Consider the following 20,958-nt stretch of genomic DNA (forward strand, 5'->3'; position numbering starts at 1 on the left):
GCTCAGACCAGCTCCAGCGCCATGGCGGTGGCTTCGCCGCCACCGATGCACAAGGCCGCCACGCCCTTCTTCAGGCCGCGCTGCTTGAGCGCGCCCAGCAGGGTGACCACGATCCGGGCGCCCGAGGCGCCGATCGGGTGGCCCAGGGCGCAGGCGCCGCCATGCACGTTCACGATCTCGTGCGGCAGCTTGAACTCGGCCATCGCGGCCATGGTCACCGCGGCAAAGGCTTCGTTCACTTCCCACAGGTCCACGCTCTTCGCGTCCCAGCCGGCCTTCTTGAGCACCTTGTCGATCGCGCCCACCGGCGCAGTGGTGAACCAGTTGGGGGCCTGCGCATGCACGCTGTGGCCGAGGATGCGGGCAATCGGCGTAACACCCATCTTCTTCGCCGTGGATTCGCGCATCAGCACGAGCGCGGCGGCGCCGTCGGAGATGCTGGAGGACGTGGCCGCGGTGATCTTGCCCTCCTTGGCGAACGCCGCCTTCAGGCCGGGGATCTTGTCGAGCTTGGCCTTGAAGGGCTGCTCGTCATGCTTGACGATGGTTTCGCCCTTGGCATTGGCCAGCGTCACGGGCGTGATCTCCCAGTCGAAGCTGCCGTCCTCGTTGGCCTTCTTGGCGCGCTGGGTGGATTGAATGGCGAACTGGTCCATCGCCTCGCGCGTGAACTCGTACTTGCTGACGCATTCCTCGGCGAACACACCCATCGCCTTGCCGCGCTGGTAGGCGTCTTCCAGGCCGTCCAGCGCCATGTGGTCGTAGAACTGCGTCACGCCGTACTTCACGCCCTTGCGCACGAAGCTCAGGTGCGGCGCGTTGGTCATGCTCTCCATGCCGCCGGCCACCATGACGTCGGCTGTCTCGGCCTTCAGCATGTCGTGGGCGAACATCATGGTGCGCATGCCGGAGCCGCACATCTTGCTCAGCGTGACGGCGCCGGCCGAATCCGGCAGGCCGGCCTTGCGCACCGCCTGGCGCGCGGGGGCCTGGCCCTGGCCGGCCATCAGGCAGTTGCCCATCAGCACTTCATTGACCGCGTCGCCCGGCACGCCGGCGCGCTCCACCGCCGCCTTGATGGCCACGGCGCCCAGCTCCCAGGCCTGCAATGCGGAAAAGTCACCCAGCAGGCCGCCGATCGGCGTGCGGGCGGCGGAAACGATCACGATGGAATCGGACATGACTTTCTCCTTCAACGAACTTCAAACAGGGGCAGTCGCGGGGGCTGCGGCCGCGGGCGGCGTGCCCGCATGCCTCAACCGCCGCTGGACGACGAAGCGCTTGCTGGCTTCGTAGGGAAACACGTCGTGCACATGGCCAGCGCGGATGCGCTCCTGGTGACCTTGCCAGAAAACCGGGTCCAGCAGGTCGGCATGGTGTTTCATGAACACCTCGCGCACAGCCGGGTTGCCGAGCAGGAAGGGGCCGAAGGTCTCGGGGAACACGTCCTTGGGGCCCACCGGGTACCAGACCTCGCCGGACATCTCTTCCTCCTCGTTGCGCGGCTCGGGCACCTTGCGGAAATTGACGTCGGTGAGGTATTCGATCTCGTCGTAGTCGTAGAACACGATCTTGCCGTTGCGGGTGACGCCGAAGTTCTTCCACAGCATGTCGCCGGGGAAGATGTTGGCGGCCACCATGTCCTTGATGGCGTTGCCGTACTCCACCACGGCGTGTTCGATCTGTTCCTTCTGCGTGGCTTCGTGCAGGTAGATGTTCAGCGGCACCATGCGGCGCTCGATGTAGAGGTGGCGGATGACGATCGCGTCCTCCTGCTCCTCGATCAGGCTGGGGCAGAAGTGCTTGAGCTCGTTGATCAGCTCGTCCTCGAAGCGCACGCGCGGGAAGGCGACGTTGGAATATTCCAGGGTGTCGGCCATGCGGCCCACGCGGTCGTGGGTCTTCACCAGGAAGTACTTGCCCTGGATCTGCTCGCGCGTGGTGTCCTTGGGCGGCGGGAAAAAATCCTTGATCACCTTGAACACGTAGGGGAACGAGGGCAGGTCGAACACCAGCATCACCATGCCCTTGATGCCGGGTGCGATGCGGAACTTGTCGCTCGAGTGGCGCAGGTGGTACAGGAAGTCCCGGTAGAAGAGGTTCTTGCCCTGCTTGTGCAGGCCCAGCGCGTTGTAGATCTCCGAACGCGGCTTGTGCGGCATGAGGCTGCGCAGGAACTGCACGTAGGCCGCCGGGATCTCCATGTCCACCATGAAGTAGGCGCGCGCAAAGCTGAACAGCATCTGCAGGTCCTCCTCGCCGAACAGCGCCGCGTCGATGAAGAGCTGGCCCTTCGGGCCTGCAGTGCGGTTGGCGGGCGGGCGATGCAGCACCGGCAGGGCGAACGGCGTCTCGTGGAAGCCGTTGACGATCTTGCCGATGATGTAGGCGCCCTTGTTGCGGAAGAACAGGCTGCTCAGCACCTGGATCTGGAAGTTGGTGCGCAGGCGCACGCCGCCGAACTGCTCGCGCAGCGCATTGAGCACCTGGTCCACGTCGCGCCCCAGGTCCTCGAACTCGCACTGCAGCTGGAAGTTGGTGACGATGCGCACCAGCGTCTCGTGCAGCGTGTCCTTGGTGGGGTAGTAGGCGCGGTAGGTGGGCTGCGCCGCGGGCTCGTCGTTCTCGATGTACTCGGTGCTCACCGCCGGCCGCACGAAGATGAAGTCGTTGCGGAAGTAGCTGTGGTGCAGGATCTTGGTGGTGACCGAATTGAAGAAGGTCTCGGCCAGCTCCGGCTGGTGGTGCTCGATCAGCAGGCCGATGTAGTGCAGCTTGACCTGGTGCCACACGTCCATCGGCAGCTCGCCGGCGCCGAACTCGGTCTGCAGGCGTTCGGCGCCTTCGTCCACCCGCTTGTCGTAGAACTCGATGCGCTCGCGTTGCGCCCGTTGCTGGCCGTGCCAGTCGGCCTGCTCGAAGCGCTTCTTGGCTTCGGCGCTCGCCTCACGAAAGAGCCGATAGTGGCGGTTGAACCCGTCCAGCATGGCCTGCGCAATCGCGAAGGCCCGGGCATCGGTGAGCTGGTGCGGAAACATCGGGCGCCTGGCCGCTTCAGGTGTAGCGCAGCTTGAGCGCGGCCAGTGCGCCCTCGTAGGCGCCGGCCACCGCGTCCACGTTGGGCACCGTCATGCGCAGGTCGTTCAGCAGGCCGTTGTGCAGGCCGTAGACCCAGCCGTGCACCACCACTTCCTGGCCGCGCGACCAGGCGTCCTGCACGACGGTGGTCTGGCACACGTTGAGCGCCTGCTCCAGCACGTTCAGCTCCACCAGCGCGTTCACGCGGTGTTCCTCCGGCACGCTGTCCAGCCAGGCCTGGTGGCGGTTGCGCACGTCCTGCACGTGGCGGATCCAGTTGTCCGCGATGCCCACGCGCACGTCCTTCAGCGCCGCCATCACGCCGCCGCAGCCGGAATGGCCGACCACGATGATGTGCTGCACCTTCAGCATGTCCACGGCGAACTGCATCACCGACAGGCAGTTGAGGTCCGAGTGCACCACCACGTTGGCCACGTTGCGGTGCACGAAGAGTTCACCCGGCAGCAGGCCGACCAGCTCGTTGGCCGGCACCCGGCTGTCGGAGCAGCCGATCCACAGGTACTGTGGCGCCTGCTGCTTGAGCAGCTTGGAGAAAAAACCCGGCTCGCGCTCTTCGGTGCGCCGGGCCCAGTCGCGGTTCTTGTCGAACAGTTCTTCGAGTTGGAGGCTCATGGGTAGGCAGGAGTGAATTTGCTGCGGTGCACAGTTTACGCAGGGTGCTGGCCGGCCCGGCATCGGGGCGGGCACTGGCGCTGGTGCGGTTGCGGCGTCACGCGGGCGCCCGGTAGCGCGCGAACAGCGCACGGTCGATCACCTGGCCCGCCTTGATGGCGCTGCGGCGCATCACGCCTTCCTGCACGTAGCCGCAGCGGCGTGCCACGGCCGTGGAACCCTCGTTCCACGAGAAGACGGGCGCATACAGCCGCGTCAGCTCGGGCAGTGCGCCCAGGGCCCACGCACTGGCCAGCGCCACCGCTTCGGAGGTGATGCCGCGGCGCCAGAAGGCCTGGCCGATCCACCAGCCCGCCTCGGCGTTGCAGCGCAGCCAGCCGTTATCGGGCCGGATGCCGACGCAGCCGATCACCTCATCCTGCACGGCGATGCCCCACACATGGCCGGCATCGCGCCAGCCGCCGGCGCACCAGCCCACCGCGTCGGCCATGGTGTAGGGCCGCGGGAAACCGTCGAACAGGTTGCGCCACACGGCCTCATCGTCCGCATGGCGGGCGAGCGACGGCGCGTCGCCCGCGTTCAGCTCGCGCAAGGTGCAGCGCTGGCCGGCCAGCGTGGGAACCGTCACATGGTCTCCGCGAACAGCTCACGCCCGATCAGCATGCGGCGCACTTCGCTGGTGCCCGCGCCGATCTCGTACAGCTTGGCGTCACGCCAGAGGCGCCCCAGCGGGTATTCGTTGATGTAGCCGTTGCCGCCGAAGACCTGGATGCCTTCGCCGGCCATCCAGGTGGCCTTCTCCGCGCACCACAGGATCACGCTCGCGCAGTCCTTGCGCACCTGGCGCACGTGGCCGCTGCCCAGCTTGTCGAGGTTCTTTCCGACGGTGTAGCAGAACGCGCGTGCGGCCTGCAGCACCGTGTACATGTCGGCCACCTTGCCCTGGATGAGCTGGAACTGGCCGATGCTCTGGCCGAACTGCTTGCGGTCGTGGATGTAGGGCACCACGTTGTCCATCACCGCCTGCATGATGCCGATCGGCCCGGCGGCGAGCACGGCGCGCTCGTAGTCCAGCCCGCTCATCAGCACCTTGGCGCCCTGGTTCAGCCCGCCCAGGATGTTCTCCGCTGGCACTTCCACGTTGTTGAACACCAGCTCGCCGGTGTGGCTGCCGCGCATGCCCAGCTTGTCGAGCTTCTGGGCGATGGAAAAGCCCTTCATGCCTTTTTCGATCAGGAAGGCGGTGACACCGCGGGCGCCCAGCTCCGGCTCGGTCTTGGCATAGACCACCAGCGTGTCGGCATCCGGGCCGTTGGTGATCCACATCTTGGTGCCGTTGAGCACGTAGACCCCGCCCTTGTCCTCGGCCTTGAGCTTCATGCTGATCACGTCGGAGCCCGCACCGGGCTCGCTCATCGCCAGCGCGCCCACGTGTTCGCCGCTGATCAGCTTGGGCAGGTACTTGCGGCGCTGCGCGTCGGTACCGTTGCGCTTGATCTGGTTGACGCACAGGTTGCTGTGCGCGCCGTAGCTCAGGCCCACCGACGCGCTGGCGCGGCTGATCTCCTCCATCGCCACCATGTGGGCCACGTAGCCCATGTTGGCGCCGCCGTACTCCTCCGGCACGGTGATGCCCAGCACACCCAGCTCGCCCATCTTGCGCCACAGGTCCATCGGAAACTGGTCGCTGCGGTCGATCTCGGCGGCGCGCGGTGCGATCTCGGCCTCGGCGAAGGCCCGCACCGCGTCGCGCAGGGCATCGATGTCCTCGCCGAGCATGAAGTCGAGGCCGGGAAGGTTCATGGTGTCTCCTCTTGGATGGTGTTCAGTGATGGAGGTCGCTGCGGCCGCGCACCGTCATCACGGTGGCGGTCATGGTCGCGACCAGGGATTCGGTGCCGCCGTCGCGCTGCCAGGCCCTGGCGTCCACCACGCTGATGGTGCGCCCGGCCTTGGTGACTTCGCCGGCGAAGCGGAACTGCGGCCCGCGCGCGGGCGAGAGCAGGTTGACCTTGAACTCGATGGTGAGCACCGCCGCGTCGGCCGGCATCAGCGAAAACGCGGCATACCCGCAGGCCGAATCCAGCGCGGTGGACACGATGCCCGCATGCAGGAAACCATGCTGCTGCGTGAGCTCCGGCCGGTGCGCCATGGTGATCACCACGCGCCCGGGCGCCACCTCGGCCAGCGCCGCGCCCAGGGTGCGCATCACCGCCTGGCGCTCGAAGGACAGGCGCACGCGCTGGGCAAAGTCGGCATCGGCGGGCTGCAGGTCCATGCTGGTTGACGTTTACGTAAACGTAAAGCGGATTCTAGCCAGTCCGGCCGGCCGTGGCCGCGGGGCTCACACCCGGGCCGGCTTGCGCGGGCGGGCGGTCTCGGCGATCAGGCGGCGGCAGCGCTCCTCGTGCTGGTTGATCTCCGCCAGCGTGACCTGGATGTCGTCCAGCTGCTGCTCCAGCTGGGAGCGGTGCGCCTGCAGCACCTCCAGGAAGGCCTGCAGTTGCTGGGTGGTGTCGGCCGGCGATTCGTACATGTCCACCAGCTGCTTCACCTCCTGCAGGCTCAGGCCCAGCCGCTTGCCGCGCAGCGTGAGCTTCAGGCGGGTGCGGTCGCGGTGGGTGTACACGCGGTTGCGCCCGGCCCGCGCCGGCGTGAGCAGGCCCACGTCCTCGTAGAAGCGAATGGCGCGCGGCGTGATGTCGAACTCCTGCGCCAGCTCGGTGATGGTGAAGGTGCGCGCATCCTTGGCGGCCTTGGAGGCTCCGGTGTCCGGCAAAGCAGCCGGGCGTCGGCGGGAAACAGCGGCCATGATTAGACTGACGTTGACGTAAACGTAACTTTAAGGCCTGGCGCCTTCCCCACATGGCCAATCCGAACGAGAGCGCACTGCACTACCCCCTGGGCGACCAACTGCCCGACACCGGCACCACCCTGGAGCTGGCACCCGGCGTGCGCTGGGTGCGCATGGCGCTGCCCTTTGCGCTGGACCACATCAACCTCTGGCTGCTGCGCGACACGCTGGACGGCCGCGAGGGCTGGAGCATCGTGGACTGCGGCATCACCAGCGACGCCACCCGGGCGGCCTGGGAGCAGGTGTTCGCCCATGAACTGCAGGGCCTGCCCGTGCTGCGGGTGATCGTGACGCACATGCACCCGGACCACATCGGCCTGGCGCACTGGCTGTGCGAGCGTTGGAGCACCGAGGAACACCGGCCCGCCGCCGAGCCGCCTCAAGGCGGGCCGAGCCCCCTCGGGGGGCAGCGCAGCGGCGCAGCCGCAAGCCTGGGGGCCCACACCTGCCGTTTGTGGATCAGCACCACCGACTTCAATGCGGCCCGCATGGCCAGCCAGAGCACCACCGGCTTCGGCGGCGACGATGCGGCGCAGTTCTTCGCCAGCCACGGGCTCACGAATCCGGAGTCACTGCAGAAGGTGCGGGCGCGCTCCAACTACTACGCCGGCATGGTGCCGCAGGTGCCGCGCCAGTTCCGCCGCCTGCTGGATGGACAGACGGTGCGCATCGGCGGGCGCGACTGGCTGTGCATCAGCGGCTACGGCCATGCGCCGGAGCACATTGCGCTGTACTGCGCGCAGCTGAAGGTGCTGATCTCCGGCGACATGCTGCTGCCGCGCATCTCGACCAACGTCAGCGTGTACGACCTGGAGCCGGAGGCCGACCCACTGCCGCTGTACCTGTCGTCCATCGCCCGCTTCACCGCGCTGCCGCAGGACACATTGGTGCTGCCCTCGCACGGCAAGCCCTTCACCGGCCTGCATGAGCGGGTGCGCCAGCTGGTGCAGCACCACGACGAGCGTTTTGCCGAGGTGCTGCAGGCCTGCGCCGAAGCGCCGCAGAGCGCGGCCGACATGCTGCCGGTACTGTTCAAGCGGCCGCTGGACCTGCACCAGACCACCTTCGCGATGGGCGAGTCCATCGCCCACCTGCACGCGCTGTGGATGCGCGGCCAGCTGCGCCGTGAGCGCGGCGCCGACGGTGTCTATCGTTTTGCCGCCGTGGCGGACGCCGCGCGCTGAGCGTTGCGCGCCGCCGGGGTGCGGCGTGTGGTGGGTCGGGATGCGGGCGCGCTGGCGGCTCGCGCGGCCGGCGCACTGGCCGAGGTGCCGCTGCTGGCGACGCCGTTGTCGGTGGTGATCGGGCCGAAGCCGCCCATGGTGGCCGTGCCGGGCGTGGTGCCCACCGGGCCGGCGGCACTGGCGGCCGGCGCCGTGGCCGGCATGCCGAGGTTGGTGTTGTTGGCGTCGGCACCCACTGCGGGCACCGTGCCGGCACGGTAGCTGTTGTCCGGCGTGGTTGTCGACGACTGCGCCGCACAGGACCCGGCATACATTGCCAGGACCACTGCAAGAACCTTTGTTCCCGAACCGAGCCGCTTCATCACCGTCTCCTGCTGAGACCCCAATCGCGGCAAGCTCCATGCCCATGGCAGCGAACGAAGATAAAAAAAGCCCGCGGCATGAACCGCGGGCTTTGACCTTTGAAGCGGGCCTGTCGGCGCCGCTTTCACGTGAATGACAGCAGGCTGCCAGTGTGCGATGCAAGGCGCGCTTTGGCGATCCCTCTAAAGGGGGAAGCCGCGCCATTCCGAACAGGCGGTGGTGTCACAGCGATAGCCGGCGGGCCGCCACCAGGCACCAGCGGCCCGGCCCTCAATCGAAGGCCGGCAACACGTCGTCCTTGAGCGCGCCGCGGTGCTGCTCGTAGTCCGGCAGCACCGAGCGCACCACGTCCCAGAACGCCGGGCTGTGGTTCATCTCGCGCAGGTGCGCGAGCTCGTGCGCCACCACGTAGTCGATGATGGGCATCGCGAAATGGATGAGGCGCCAGTGCAGGCGGATGGAGCCGTCGGCGCTGGCGCTGCCCCAGCGCGTCTGCGCCGAGCTCAGCGAAAGCCGGCGCATCCGCACGCTGAGCTTGTGCGCGAAGTGCTGGCAGCGCTCCTCGAACACACGCCGGGCCTGGCGCTGCAGCCAGCTCTGCACCACGTCGCGGATCTGCTCGGGCGCCGCGTTCTGCGGCAGGCCCACATGCAGGGTGAGGCGCGGCACACCCGGCAACGCCTGGCCATCGGTGTTGAGCATGGCGCCGGTGGCGCGCGGGTCCAGCACCAGGATCACCGTCTCGCCGAGGAAGGGCAGGCTGGTGCCGTCGCGCCACTCGATGCGCGAGGAAGCCAGGCGCTGCGCGCGCGAGCGCTGCTCCTGCAGCTTGCGCAGGATCCAGGAGGCCTTGGCCTGCAGCGCGGCATCCACTTCCGACAGCGGCACCCAGCGCGGCGCACTCACCGCCAGGCCCTCGGTGCTCACGGTGAAGCCGATGCTGCGCCGGCGGGCGCGCCGGAAGGCATAGGCCACCACATGGTCACCCAGGCGCAGCTCGCGTTCGGCTTGGGGGTGGCGAAAGACCGCGGGGGTCAGCACGTTGGGCGCCGGCGCGGCGGGTGCGGGCGGGGCCGGCACTGGTGTGCGAGACGGGGACGCCGGTGCGGCGGCCGCCGGCGCTTCATCGAACAGCGACAACTGCGGTGACGAAGGCGGTGCCGACGAGGGCGAAGGGGCCGGGCCTGGCGGCGTGCGCGACATGGGCCGCGATTGTACGAAGGGCCGCAGCGGTCGGCCCGACATGGGTCGCGTCAGGATGTGCCCTGCGCCGTGCGCGGGGCCCTGGCCGGCACGCCCTCGTAGGCTTCGGGGTCGATGCGGCGCATCTCGCTCTCGATCCAGCCTTCCACCTCGCGCATCAGCTCATCCGGCTCGCGGCCCACCGACGGGATGGGCTTGCCGATGGACACGTCCACGATCCCCGGCCGCAGGATGAAGGCACCGCGCGGCCAGCAGCGCGCCGAGGCCACCGCGATCGGCAGCACCGGCACGCCGGTGGCCACCGCCAGCCGGGTGGCCCCATTCTTGTAGACGCCCTGGCTGCCGCGTGCAGTGCGGGTGCCCTCGGGGAACATGATCACCCAGTTGCCCTGGCGCATGAAACGCCCGCCTTGCTCAGCCACCTTGTTCCAGGCTTCGGTGCGGCGGCGGCGGTCGATGTGCACCATGTCCAGCCGGCTCATGGCCCAGCCGAAGAACGGCACCCACAGCAGCTCGCGCTTGAACACGTAGCACAGCGGGCGCGGCATCAGGGTGGTGAAGTAGAAGGTCTCCCAGGTCGACTGATGCTTGGGCGCCAGGATCACCGGGCCGTCAGGCAGGTGCTCGATGCCGCTCACGCGCGGCACCACGCCGGTGATGGTCCGCACGCCCCACATCGCCATGCGCACCCAGAAGATGGTGGCCCAGTACAGCGGCGTGCCACGGATAAAGATCGACAGGATCACCATCGCCGTGCCCCAGGGCACCACGGTGATGCTCATCCACAGCACCAGCAGCAGCGAGCGCACGGTCCAGCCCAGGCGTTGCAGCATCACGAATCCAGCCGTCCGGGCGAAGAGTCCTCCCCTTCGCCGCGGCGGGTGCGCTCGCGGTGCAGCAGGAAGTCGGCAAACGCGGCCAGGTCGGTGTGCACCGTGGTGCCCGGTACCTGCACCAGCCAATGCTGCAGCTGGGCATCGTCCAGGCCGGCCGCCTTGCCGGTGCACACGAGGTGAGGCTCGCAGCCCACCGCCACGCCGGCCTGCAGGTCGCGCAGCGAGTCGCCCACCACCGGCACACCGGCCATCTCGATGCCGTAGCGGGTGGCGATCTGCTCGAACAGGCCGGGCAGTGGCTTGCGGCAGTCACATACCTCGTCCGGTGCATGCGGGCAGAAGAACACCGCGTCCACCCGGCCGCCCTGGCGTGCGAGCAGCTGGTTCATCTTGATGTGCATCGCGTTGAGCGCCGCCATGTCGAACAGGCCGCGGCCCAGCCCCGACTGGTTGCTGGCGATGGCCACGTGCCAGCCGGCATGGTTCAGGCGCGCGATCGCCTCCAGCGCACCGGGCAGCGGCGTCCACTCGTCGGCCGACTTGACGTAGTCGTCGCGGTCCTCGTTGATGGTGCCGTCGCGGTCCAGCACCACCAGCTTGATCGACGATTCACCAGTGCGTGGCATGGTTGCCTCCTCAGGCGGCCAGGCGCGACAGGTCGGCCACGCGGTTCATCGCCGCATGCAAACGGGCCAGCAGCGCCAGCCGGTTGGCACGCAGCGCCGCGTCCTCGGCATTGACCATCACGTCGTCGAAGAAGGCGTCCACCGGCGCCTTCAAGGCGGCCAGTGCCTGCAGCGAGCCGGTGTAGTCGCCGGCCGTGAACCCGGCGTCCGCACGCGGCGCCACTGCCTGCAGCGCTTCGTACAGCGCCGCTTCGGCCGGCTCCTTCAGCAGGCCGGTGTTCACCTCGGCCCCTGCGTCCGCCCCGCCTTCAGACTTCTTCAGGATGTTGCTCACGCGCTTGTTGGCCGCTGCCAGCGAGGCGGCTTCGGGCAGCGCGGCAAACGCGCGCACTGCCGCCAACCGCTTGGGAATGTCCGCCAGTCGCACCGGCCGCAGCGACAGCACGGCCTCCACCTCCTGTGCGCTATAGCCCTGCTCGCGCAAGCTGCCCGCCAAGCGCTCGTAGATGAAGTCCAGCAGGTTGGCCGCCGCGAGCTTGTCGGTCAGCAGCGGCCCCATCGCCTGTGCGGCCGCCGCGACGAGCGCGTCCAGCTGCAAGGGCAGCTCGCGCTCCACCAGCATGCGGATCACGCCCAGCGCATGCCGGCGCAGCGCAAACGGATCCTTGTCGCCGGTGGGCAGCTGGCCGATGCCGAACAGGCCAGCCAGCGTTTCCAGCTTGTCCGCCAGCGCTACCACCGTGCCCACCGGGTTGCGCGGCAGCGCATCGCCGGCGAACCGGGGCTTGTAGTGGTCCTCGATCGCGTCGGCGACCGCGGGGGCCAGCCCATCGTGGCGGGCGTAGTAGGCGCCCATGATGCCCTGCAGTTCCGGGAACTCGCCCACCATGTCGGTCAGCAGGTCGGCCTTGGCCAGTTGCGCGGCCTGGTCGGCCTGCGCCGCCAGCGTCTCGCCGCCCAGCTGCAGGCCCAGTTGTTCTGCGATCCCGCGGGCAATGTGGCGCACGCGCTCCACCCGCTCGCCCTGCGTGCCCAGCTTGCCGTGGTAGACCACCTTGGCCAGGCCGGCAACACGATCGGCCAGCGGCTTCTTGCGGTCCTGGTCGAAGAAGAACTTGGCGTCGGCCAGGCGTGGGCGCACCACGCGCTCGTTGCCTTCGATCACCCGGCTGGGATCGTCCGGGCGGATGTTGCTGACGATGAGGAACTGGTTGGTCAGCTTGCCGGCAGCGTCCAGCAGCGGGAAGTACTTCTGGTTGGCCTTCATCGTGAGGATGAGGCATTCCTGCGGCACCTGCAGGAACTCCGGCTCGAAGCGGCACAGCAGCACGTTGGGCCGTTCGACCAGTGCGGTGACCTCGTCGAGCAGGGCCTCGTCCTCGACCGGCTTGAGCCCTTGTCGAGCGGCGGCGGCCTGCAGCTGGCGCACCAGCTCGGCGCGGCGCTCCGCAAAGCCGGCGATCACTGCACCGTGTTCGGCCAGCTGGCTGGCATAGCTGTCAGCATCGTGCAGCACGATCGGATCGTGGGCAGCCTCAAAGCGGTGGCCATGGGTTTCGCGGCCAGCCACCAGGCCGAGTGTGCGCACCGGCACCACGTCGGCGCCATGCAGCGCCACCAGGCCATGCGCCGGACGCACGAAGTTCACGCTGCTCCAGCCGTCGGCCAGCTGGTAGGTCATCACCTTGGGAATGGGCAGCTTCGCAAGCGCTTCGTCCAACGCCTTCTGCAGGCCGTCGGCCAGCGTCACGCCGGGCTGGGTGCTGTCCAGGAACAGGGTTTCGGCTTTGCCGTCGACCGCGCGCTTGAGGTGCGGCAGCACGGAGGCGTCAGCGCCCAGGGCGGCCAGTTTCTTCAGCAGCGCCGGGGTGGCCTGGCCGTCTGCGGTGAGGGCCACGCTCACCGGCATGAGCTTTTGGCGGACCGGCTTGTCGTCCGCCCTGCTCTGCACCTTCGGAACGAGCACTGCGAGTCGGCGTGGCGACGCGAATTTGGTGACGCGCGAGAGCTCATTCCGGTCCACAAGCCCTTGCTCGACCAGACCGACAGCAAGCGCTTCCCCAAACGCCTCACCCAGCTTCTTCAACGCTTTCGGCGGCAGTTCCTCGACGAACAGTTCGACGAGCAGGTTCTTCGTGTTCATGGTCATCACGCGGCCGCCTTTTTCGCGTCGAGCTGCTGCTGCACTTCGGCGGCCCATTCGCGCGGCGCCATCGGGAAGCCCAGGCGGGCGCGGCTGTCCAGGTAGCTCTGCGCCACGGCGCGCGCCAGGTTGCGGATGCGGCCGATGTAGCCGGCGCGCTCGGTGACGCTGATCGCGCCGCGCGCGTCCAGCAGGTTGAAGGTATGGCCGGCCTTGAGCACCTGCTCGTAGGCCGGTAGCGCGAGCGCCTGCGCCATCAGGTATTGCGCCTGCTGCTCGTAGTGGTTGAACGCGCCCAGCAGGAACTCCACGTTGCTGTGCTCGAAGTTGTAGGTGCTCTGCTCCACCTCGTTCTGGTGGAACACATCACCGTACTTGATGCCGGGCGCGTAGACCAGGTCGTACACGCTTTCCACGCCCTGCAGGTACATCGCCAGGCGCTCCAGGCCGTAGGTGATCTCGCCGGTGATCGGCTTGCAGGCGATGCCACCCACCTGCTGGAAGTAGGTGAACTGCGTGACCTCCATGCCGTTGAGCCACACCTCCCAGCCCAGGCCCCAGCAGCCGAGCGTGGGGTTCTCCCAGTCGTCCTCGACGAAGCGCACGTCGTTCTTCTTGAGGTCGAAGCCCAGGGCTTCGAGCGAGCCGAGGTACAGCTCCAGGATGTTGGCCGGTGCCGGCTTGAGCACCACCTGGTACTGGTAGTAATGCTGCAGGCGATTGGGGTTCTCGCCGTAGCGGCCGTCCTTGGGGCGGCGGCTGGGCTGCACGTAGGCGGCCTTCCAGGGCTCCGGGCCCAGTGCGCGCAGGAAGGTGGCGGTGTGGCTGGTACCGGCGCCCACTTCCATGTCGTAGGGCTGCAGCAGTGCGCAGCCCTGGGCGTCCCAGTAGTCCTGCAGTCGAAGAATGAGTTGCTGGAAGGTCAGCATCGGGTCGGCGCTACCAAAGGCGAAGAGCCGCCGATTCTAAGAGGGCAGGCCTGGAGGCAAGGCTTCAGCGACGCCGGCCGAGCAGCAGCACGGCCAGCGCCAGCACCGCCAGCGGCCACAGGCCCAGCGCGGACAGCCAGCGGGCGTAGGGCGTGGCGCCGGTGCGCCCATGCACCTCGGCCTCGAGTGCGCCTTCGGTGTCCGAGGGCAGGCGGGCCGTCAGCACGCCGCGGTGGTCCACCACGCCGGTGATGCCGGTGTTGGTGGCGCGCACCATCGGCCGCTGGAATTCCAGCGCCCGCATGCGCGAGAACTGCAGGTGCTGGTCCTGCACCATCAGCGGGCCGAACCAGGCCAGGTTGGTGGCGTTGGCAAACACGGTGGCCGGCTGGTCGCCCACGACGCTGCTCACCATGTCCTCACCGAACAAGTCCTCATAGCAGATCACCGGCCGCACGCGCTGGCCGCCCACCGCCAGGGCGTCGGTGCGGCGGCCGGCGGCCTGGTCGCCGATGGGGATGTGCATCAGGTCCACGAACCACTTGAAGCCCGGCGGCACGTATTCGCCAAAGGGCAGCAGGTGGCGCTTGCCGTAGTGGTAGGCGGAGCCAGGGTGGGCCAGGTCGCTGGTGCGCGAGAGCGCTATCAGGGAGTTGGTGTAGCCGGCCGCGTCGTCGCCCAGGAAGATGCCCACCAGCGCGGCGCGGTCGCCGCCGGCGAAGGGCGTGCGCAGGGCGGCGGGCCAGCTCTCGTCGAGGAACTGCGACGGCAGCGGGATGGAGGACTCGGGCGTCAGCACCAGCGTGCCCCGGGCGGCGGCCAGCCGCTGCTGGTGCCACTGCAGCGCTGCGCGCACGTTGGCCGGCTCGAACTTCTGGTCCTGCGCCACGTTGGGCTGAAGCAGCGTGACACTGAGGCGGCCGGTGTCCAGCGTGAAGTCGGCCGGCAGCAGCACACCCACCAGCAGCGCGGCCAGGGGGCCGCCCAGCACGAGGACGCGCGCGCGCAGCCCGGCCAGCGGCCAGGCCAGCGCCAGCGCCAGCGCCGCCCCCAGCCACGCTGCCAGGGCGCCGATGCCGTAGACGCCCACCCAGGGCGCCCAGGCGGCCAGCGGGCCGGTGGTATGGGCATAACCGCCGGCGATCCAGGGAAAGCCGGTCAGCAACACCCCGCGCGCCAGCTCGGCCAGCAGCCAGATCGCGGCGAACGCCAGCGCCTGCCGCCCGGCCCCGGGCACCACGCGGCACCAGCGTGCCCACGCCCCCAGCGCGAGTGCGTAGTACAGCGCCAGCACGGCCGCGAGCACCACCACGGCGGCCGCCGCCAGCGCAGGCGCCATGCCGCCATAGCGGTGCATGCTGATGTACAGCCACCACAGGCCGCTGGCCAGCCAGCCGAAGCCGAACCACCAGCCCAGCGCGGCCGCACGCCGCACGCCGGCTCCGTGCGCCAGGGCCGCCAGCCCGGCCAGCGCCAGGATCTGCAACGGCCAGGCTTCGGTGGGGGCAAACGACGCGGTGTGCAGCACGCCGGCCAGCAAGGCGAGCAGCCAGGCCACCGGCCCGCGTTGCGGCGGCCGCCCCTCGGAGTGGGCGCTCACGCGCTGGTGGCGCCGTCGTGGTCGCCGCTGTGCGACACGCGGAACCAGCGCACCGCACCACCGCGCGTCAGCATCACCACGAAACGCAGGCCGCCCAGTTCCACCACCTCGCCCCGGCGTGGCACGCGGCCGAACTCATGGGCGACCAGGCCGCCGATGGTGTCGAAATCCTCGTCGTCCAGCGTGGTGCCGAAGGCTTCGTTGACGGCCGAAATCTCGGTGTCCCCGGCCACCCGGTGGGTGCCGTCGGCCAGGGTGTAGATGCCGGATTCGCCGTCCTTCTCGTCGAATTCGTCCTCGATCTCGCCGACGATCTCTTCCAGCACGTCCTCGATGGTCACCAGGCCGGCCACCGTGCCGAACTCGTCGATCACGATCGCCAGGTGGTTGCGGTTGGAGCGGAAGTCGCGCAGCAACTCGTTCAGGCGCTTGGACTCCGGCACGAACACCGTGGGCCGCAGCAGGGTGCGCAGGTTGAGCTCGGGCGCGCGCTGCAGCTTGAGCAGATCCTTCGCGAGCAGGATGCCGATGATGTTGTCGCGCTGGCCTTCGTAGACCGGAAAGCGCGAATGACCGGTGGAAATGACGCCCGCCAGCAATTCTTCATAGGGCGCGTCGATGTCCAGCAGGTCCATGCGGCGCGCGGCCACCATCACGTCGCCGGCCGTCAGGTCGGCCATGCGCAGCACGCCTTCAAGCATGATGCGGGACTCGGGTTCGATCAGCTCCCGCTGCTCGGCGCTGGCCAGCGCCCGCATGAGCTCGTCCCTGGAATCCGGGCCGGGCGACAGCAGGTCGACCAGCCGCTCAAAAAGCCCCCGGTGCACGCCGGTGGGAGGGTGTTGTTTGTCGCCCGCTTTGTGCGGGCGCGCAGGGTGAGGGTCAGACATCGCGCAAGGCGAGGAATTGGCAAGCGGTCAAGCTTACCCGATCCCCCACGCCCGCCACTGGGTCGAATACCCCATCGGCTTGACAGGGCATGCCCCTTGCAACACAGTCTGCCGCCCCCATCTGGTCGGCTTCCCAACGGGCTGCCGCTGGGCCTTGTTTCGCTGCTGGAACCACCATGTCCGAAGGTCTGATCCCCGCCACCATCCTCACCGGCTTCCTTGGAAGCGGCAAGACCACGCTGCTCAAGCGCGTGCTCACCGAAGCCCACGGCCAGAAGATCGCCGTGGTGGAAAACGAGTTCGGCGAAGAGAACATCGACAACGACATCCTGGTGGCCGACACCAACGAGCAGATCATCCAGCTGTCCAACGGCTGCGTCTGCTGCACGATCCGTGAAGACCTGCGCACCACCCTGGCCGACCTGGCCGACAAGCGCCGCAAGGGCGAGCTCACCTTTGACCGCGTGGTGATCGAGACCACCGGCCTGGCCGACCCGGGCCCGGTGGCGCAGACCTTCTTCATGGACGACGAGATCGCCGAGAGCTACCTGCTGGATTCCATCCTCACGCTGGTGGACGCCAAGCACGCCCAAGCCCAGCTGGACGAGCGCCAGGAAGCGCGCCGCCAGGTCGGTTTTGCCGACCAGATCTTCATCAGCAAGACCGACCTGGCCGACCCGGCCGAGGTGGACTCGCTCATGCACCGCCTGAAGCACATGAACCCGCGCGCGCCGCAGCAGAAGGTGCACTTTGGCGAGGTACCGCTGTCCCAGGTGTTCGACCTGCGCGGCTTCAACCTCAATACCAAGCTCGAGATCGACCCCGATTTCCTGAAAGCGGACGACGGGCACGACCACCATCACCATGATCACGATCATGAGCACGGTGAGCATTGTGACCACCCCCACCACCACCATCACGACGATGATGTGAAGTCATTCGTGTTCCGCTCCGAGCGGCCTTTCAACCCGGCCAAGCTGGAAGAGTTCCTCGGGGCAATCGTGCAGGTGTATGGGCCGAAGATGCTGCGCTACAAGGGCGTGCTCTGGATGAAGGGCACCGACAAGAAGGTGGTGTTCCAGGGTGTGCACCAATTGATGGGCAGCGATCTCGGGCCGAAATGGGCTCCGGGCGAGAAGAAGAACAGCAAGATGGTCTTCATCGGCCTGGACCTGCCGAAGGACGTGTTCCTTCAGGGACTGGAGCAATGCCTGGCTTGAGCTTCGAAAACCGCATCGTGGGCCCGGCGCTGGCGCCGGGGCAACGTCGCTACAATCCGCGCGCCCTGAGGTGTCAGGGCGCCCCTGAGCCCGTTGCGCTCGAGCAGGTATAACACTGCATTGCGAGGAGAGCGAAGTGAGCAAGACCCCGGCCAAGAGCGAGACCCCTGCGCCCAAGACAGCGGCGAAAAAACCGTCCGCCAAAGCCGCGGCCCCTGCCCCCGCTGCGCCCCCCGCGAAAAAGGCTGCGCCTCCCGTCAAGGCGGCCAGCAAACCCGACGCCAAACCCGTAGACACCAAGGGGCCTGCCAAGAGCAGCGCCGCCGCCCCCGCCAAAACCCCGTCGAAGCCTGCCGGCTCCGCATCGTCCAAGCCGTCCGCGGCAGGGCGAGCGATGGCCACGGCCGAGGCCACTGAAACCACTGCTGCCGAGGTCGCAGCCAACACGGTCAGCCGCTTTGCCGACCGGTTCTCGCCCTCGAAGCCGCCCGCACGAATGTTTGCCGATTCCTCCATGGACACCCAGAAGCCCGCGCACAAGGCGGACCCGAAACTCGCCAACGCCTGGAAGACCAAGGCCGGCCGCGACATGACCGAAGCCGAACTCCTCGCCATGCCGGAGAGCGAGTACATGAACGACAAGCAGCTCGACTTCTTCCGCGCCCGCCTGCAGGCGCTGAAGGACGACCTGCTGTCCAACGCCGGCGAGACCACCGAGCACCTGCGCGAAGACACCTCCATCGTGCCGGACCCCGCCGACCGCGCGACCATCGAGGAAGAGCACGCCCTGGAGCTGCGCACCCGCGACCGGGAGCGCAAGCTGCTGAAGAAGATCTCGCAGTCCCTGGCCCGCATCGAAGCCGGCGACTACGGCTTCTGCGATGAAACCGGCGAGCCCATCGGGCTGGGCCGGCTGATCGCGCGCCCCACCGCCACGCTGTCGCTGGAAGCGCAGCAACGCCGCGAGCTCAAGCAGAAGATGTTCGGAGACTGACAGCGCGCGCGTTCAGCCGTTGCCCCATTCATGGCCGATTCGAAGTCCGACCCGAAAGACGGCGAAAGCTTTTTTCGCAAAGTGGTTCGCTTCGTCGCGAACCCGGCCACCGACTGGGCGGAGCTGAACTCCCAGCAGGATCCGGAGGCGCGCAACCTGGAGTTCGAGAAGAGCGAGCTCAAGGCCATGATCGAGCGCAAGCGGCGCAACGACTTCGTGCGCAAGCGCGAGTTCGACGTGCTGCGCAAGGTGCGACGCGAAGGCCTGTCCAGCGAGCAGCTGGCGGCACTGGCCGGCTCCTCGCGCATCGACGACTCCGAAGTGCGCATGGAGACCAACGCCCGGGCCGATGCCCAGGTGAAGGCCAAGATCGACGAGATCGAACAGCAGATGGTCGGGGACAACTTCGGCCAGCGCCGCAACTCCGGCTATTTCGGCGCCAGCACCGACCCGGCGCCGCTGGCTGACACACCCGCCGCCTCCTTCACCGGCCGGGCGCGTGCGCCCGCGCCGGCCGATGCCGACACCGAGCAGTTGCCCGCGCTGCCGCCGCTGCCTGATATCGACCTGCAGGCCCCGGCCCAGGCGCCGGTGGTGGCCAGCGCCGGCCTGCCGCCGCTGTCGTCCTCCGGCGCACCGGCGCGCACCCCGAGCGCGCCCGCGGCGCCGGCACTGCCGCCGCTGCCCGCCATCGAGGTCAGCGAGGTGGTGCACGACCCGGAGCTGGACGAGGCGGTGATCGCGTTTGCGAACGCCGACTTCGACCAGTGCGAGGCGTCGCTGCAGGGCCTGACGGCCGACGGCGGCCCACGCCACGAACATCCCGAGACCTGGCTGGTGCTGTTCGACCTGTACCGTGCCACTGGCCAGCAGCACAAGTTTGAAAGCCTGGCGGTGGAATACGCCCAGCAGTTCGGCTGGTCCTCGCCGCAATGGTTCTCCATGCCACGCCTCGTGGCCGAGGCCGCACAGGAAGAGAAGCTGCATGCCGCCGCCCCGGCCCGCGTGAAGGGAGAGGTCGGCTGGGTCTGCCCGGAGGTGCTGGACACCGACGCGGTTGCGCAGCTGCGTTCGCAGACCCTGCAGCTGCCCCTGCCCTGGGTGTTCGACTGGGGCCACCTGCGCCATGTGGACCCGGAGGCGGCCAGCCAGCTGAGCCAGCTGTTCCGCCAGTGGGCCAAGGAGCGCCTGGAGATGCGCTGGCTGGACGGCGACAACTTCTTCCAGGTGCTGCAGGAAGCGGCGCCGACGGGCGTGCGCGATGCCGACCCCATCTTCTGGACCGTGCGCCTGGACGCCCTCAGCCTGGCCAACCGCCCGGACCAGTTCGACGAGCTGGCCATCGACTATTGCGTGACCTACGAGGTGTCGCCCCCGCAGTGGGAGCCCACCAAGTGCAACGTGCGCATCAGCGGCGGCGGGCAGAGCACCCATTCACCGGCGATGTCGGTGGTGAGCGAAGTCTCGACCAGCTTCCTGGAGTCCACCCTGACGGAAGACGACGCCGGCGTGGTGCGTTCGGCCAACGTGGAGCTGTCGGGCCAACTGGTGGGCGACATCGGCCCGACCCTGGCCAAACTCGACAGCGAGCTGGGCACGGCGCCGGTGGTGAACGTGTCGTGTGCGCGGCTCATCCGGGTCGACTTTATCGCCGCGGGGGACCTGTTGAACTGGGTGCTGACCAAGCGCAGCGAGAACCGGGCGGTGGGGTTTGCGGAGGCGCACCGGCTGGTGGCCTTGTTCTTTGGTGCCATGGGCATCAATGAGCATGCGAGGGTGAGGGTTCGGGTCGTTTGACCCTTGCCTTGCCGGTCGGGTGGCGCTCTTCCACGGCTTCTGGCCACTCGCGTGCAGCCCGCCGGTCGCGCCCGGCCGGCGGTCACTTTCTTCACTGGCATGAAGAAAGTAACCAAAGAAGGTGCCTTGGAATACCAACATCCGATCAGGTTCGCTGACACCGAATCGGGGCCCGGTTTTCGGGAGCACGCTGACATTGCTGTAGACCCGAGGCCACTTTGCGCCAGCCAGGTACATCGACCCGACCTGTCACTGGACCACCAGCCAGCCTCCGCATGCCATGACCGAGCGAAGCGCCCGCACACGGAGGCTGGAAAGACGTCCAGCGCGCGGTGCACACGAGCCAAAGCACCCGTCACAAGTGGCCTCGGGTCTCTGGCGACCGAGCGGTCCTCCAGAAAACCGGACCCCCTACCGGCGTGAGGGAGCGAAATCGGATGATGGATTTCCAGGCTCTCTTCTTTGGTTACTTTCTTCTGAGCCAGTGTTTAGACCGGACACATGGGTAACAGGTGTGCGGGGACATGGGTAACACCTTGGGCTTAAGTCTGTAGGCGGTCTTGGCGCAAGTCCAGGGTCATGAACGGCTGGCGGCAGAAGTAGCCGTG

19 protein-coding genes are annotated in these 20,958 nt (G+C 68.1%); 4 read left to right on the forward strand and 15 right to left on the reverse strand.

Features of this window, described 5'->3' with window-relative positions:
• Positions 1–2: 2 nt before the first annotated feature.
• The 7 genes from VPH43_RS24460 to VPH43_RS24490 all read right to left on the reverse strand — a co-directional run bounded on the left by VPH43_RS24460 (position 3) and on the right by VPH43_RS24490 (position 6,523).
• Positions 3–1,181 (reverse strand): acetyl-CoA C-acyltransferase, encoded by a 1,179-nt coding sequence (locus VPH43_RS24460; RefSeq protein WP_328580397.1) that lies wholly within the window; start codon positions 1,179–1,181, stop codon positions 3–5.
• A gap of 21 nt (positions 1,182–1,202) precedes the next feature.
• A complete protein-coding gene (gene aceK / locus VPH43_RS24465; RefSeq protein WP_328580398.1) occupies positions 1,203–3,038 on the reverse strand; it encodes a bifunctional isocitrate dehydrogenase kinase/phosphatase in 1,836 nt (611 codons plus the stop codon).
• A 16-nt stretch (positions 3,039–3,054) separates the two neighbouring features.
• Positions 3,055–3,711, reverse strand: coding sequence for a carbonate dehydratase (gene can, locus VPH43_RS24470; RefSeq protein ID WP_328580399.1), 657 nt, complete (start codon positions 3,709–3,711; stop codon positions 3,055–3,057).
• A gap of 97 nt (positions 3,712–3,808) precedes the next feature.
• On the reverse strand, positions 3,809–4,339 hold the full coding sequence (locus tag VPH43_RS24475; RefSeq protein WP_328580400.1) for a GNAT family N-acetyltransferase: 531 nt from the start codon (positions 4,337–4,339) through the stop codon (positions 3,809–3,811).
• Entirely contained in the window at positions 4,336–5,514 is a 1,179-nt protein-coding gene (locus VPH43_RS24480) for an isovaleryl-CoA dehydrogenase (protein ID WP_328580401.1), read from the reverse strand. Before VPH43_RS24480 ends, VPH43_RS24475 begins: the two co-directional genes overlap by 4 nt.
• A 22-nt stretch (positions 5,515–5,536) precedes the next feature.
• Positions 5,537–5,989 carry a PaaI family thioesterase gene (locus tag VPH43_RS24485; protein WP_328580402.1) on the reverse strand — a complete coding sequence of 151 codons (453 nt, stop codon included), beginning with the start codon at positions 5,987–5,989 and terminating at the stop codon, positions 5,537–5,539.
• 66 nt (positions 5,990–6,055) lie between these two features.
• Positions 6,056–6,523 carry a MerR family transcriptional regulator gene (locus VPH43_RS24490; protein WP_328580403.1) on the reverse strand — a complete coding sequence of 156 codons (468 nt, stop codon included), beginning with the start codon at positions 6,521–6,523 and terminating at the stop codon, positions 6,056–6,058.
• Positions 6,524–6,576: 53 nt separating this feature from the next.
• Here VPH43_RS24490 and VPH43_RS24495 point away from each other — a divergent pair, with 53 nt between their 5' ends.
• Complete coding sequence (locus tag VPH43_RS24495) at positions 6,577–7,749, forward strand: MBL fold metallo-hydrolase (protein WP_328580404.1); 1,173 nt, start codon at positions 6,577–6,579, stop codon at positions 7,747–7,749.
• Here VPH43_RS24495 and VPH43_RS24500 read toward each other — a convergent pair.
• The 8 genes from VPH43_RS24500 to VPH43_RS24535 form a co-directional block, all read right to left on the reverse strand.
• Entirely contained in the window at positions 7,713–8,075 is a 363-nt protein-coding gene (locus VPH43_RS24500; protein WP_328580405.1) for a hypothetical protein, read from the reverse strand. The genes VPH43_RS24495 and VPH43_RS24500 overlap by 37 nt on opposite strands.
• 307 nt (positions 8,076–8,382) lie before the next feature.
• On the reverse strand, positions 8,383–9,315 hold the full coding sequence (locus VPH43_RS24505; protein WP_328580406.1) for a M48 family metallopeptidase: 933 nt from the start codon (positions 9,313–9,315) through the stop codon (positions 8,383–8,385).
• Between the two features lie 50 nt (positions 9,316–9,365).
• Positions 9,366–10,148, reverse strand: coding sequence for a lysophospholipid acyltransferase family protein (locus VPH43_RS24510; protein WP_328580407.1), 783 nt, complete (start codon positions 10,146–10,148; stop codon positions 9,366–9,368).
• A complete protein-coding gene (gmhB, locus tag VPH43_RS24515) occupies positions 10,148–10,777 on the reverse strand; it encodes a D-glycero-beta-D-manno-heptose 1,7-bisphosphate 7-phosphatase (protein ID WP_328580408.1) in 630 nt (209 codons plus the stop codon). Before gmhB ends, VPH43_RS24510 begins: the two co-directional genes overlap by 1 nt.
• 10 nt (positions 10,778–10,787) lie before the next feature.
• Positions 10,788–12,920, reverse strand: a complete 2,133-nt coding sequence (glyS, locus tag VPH43_RS24520; RefSeq protein WP_328580415.1) for a glycine--tRNA ligase subunit beta — start codon at positions 12,918–12,920, stop codon at positions 10,788–10,790.
• 5 nt (positions 12,921–12,925) lie between these two features.
• On the reverse strand, positions 12,926–13,849 hold the full coding sequence (gene glyQ / locus VPH43_RS24525; protein WP_328580409.1) for a glycine--tRNA ligase subunit alpha: 924 nt from the start codon (positions 13,847–13,849) through the stop codon (positions 12,926–12,928).
• A 64-nt stretch (positions 13,850–13,913) separates the two neighbouring features.
• Positions 13,914–15,449 carry an apolipoprotein N-acyltransferase gene (gene lnt / locus VPH43_RS24530; RefSeq protein WP_328580410.1) on the reverse strand — a complete coding sequence of 512 codons (1,536 nt, stop codon included), beginning with the start codon at positions 15,447–15,449 and terminating at the stop codon, positions 13,914–13,916.
• The gene (locus VPH43_RS24535; RefSeq protein WP_328580411.1) at positions 15,446–16,339 is read right to left on the reverse strand and encodes an HlyC/CorC family transporter; all 894 of its coding nucleotides are present in this window, start codon (positions 16,337–16,339) and stop codon (positions 15,446–15,448) included. Before VPH43_RS24535 ends, lnt begins: the two co-directional genes overlap by 4 nt.
• Before the next feature lie 176 nt (positions 16,340–16,515).
• On the opposite strand from VPH43_RS24535, the gene VPH43_RS24540 reads away from it, so the two are divergent.
• The 3 genes from VPH43_RS24540 (at position 16,516) to VPH43_RS24550 (ending at position 20,350) form a co-directional block, all read left to right on the forward strand.
• Positions 16,516–17,559, forward strand: coding sequence for a CobW family GTP-binding protein (locus VPH43_RS24540; RefSeq protein ID WP_328580412.1), 1,044 nt, complete (start codon positions 16,516–16,518; stop codon positions 17,557–17,559).
• Between the two features lie 514 nt (positions 17,560–18,073).
• Positions 18,074–18,553 (forward strand): RNA polymerase-binding protein DksA, encoded by a 480-nt coding sequence (gene dksA, locus VPH43_RS24545; protein ID WP_328580413.1) that lies wholly within the window; start codon positions 18,074–18,076, stop codon positions 18,551–18,553.
• Positions 18,554–18,583: 30 nt separating this feature from the next.
• Positions 18,584–20,350: an STAS domain-containing protein gene (locus VPH43_RS24550; protein WP_328580414.1), complete on the forward strand. Its 1,767-nt coding sequence runs from the start codon at positions 18,584–18,586 to the stop codon at positions 20,348–20,350.
• The last annotated feature ends 608 nt before the right edge of the window (positions 20,351–20,958 follow it).

Source organism: Ideonella sp. BN130291 (assembly GCF_036231905.1).
Lineage (GTDB): Bacteria > Pseudomonadota > Gammaproteobacteria > Burkholderiales > Burkholderiaceae_C > CAMLIZ01.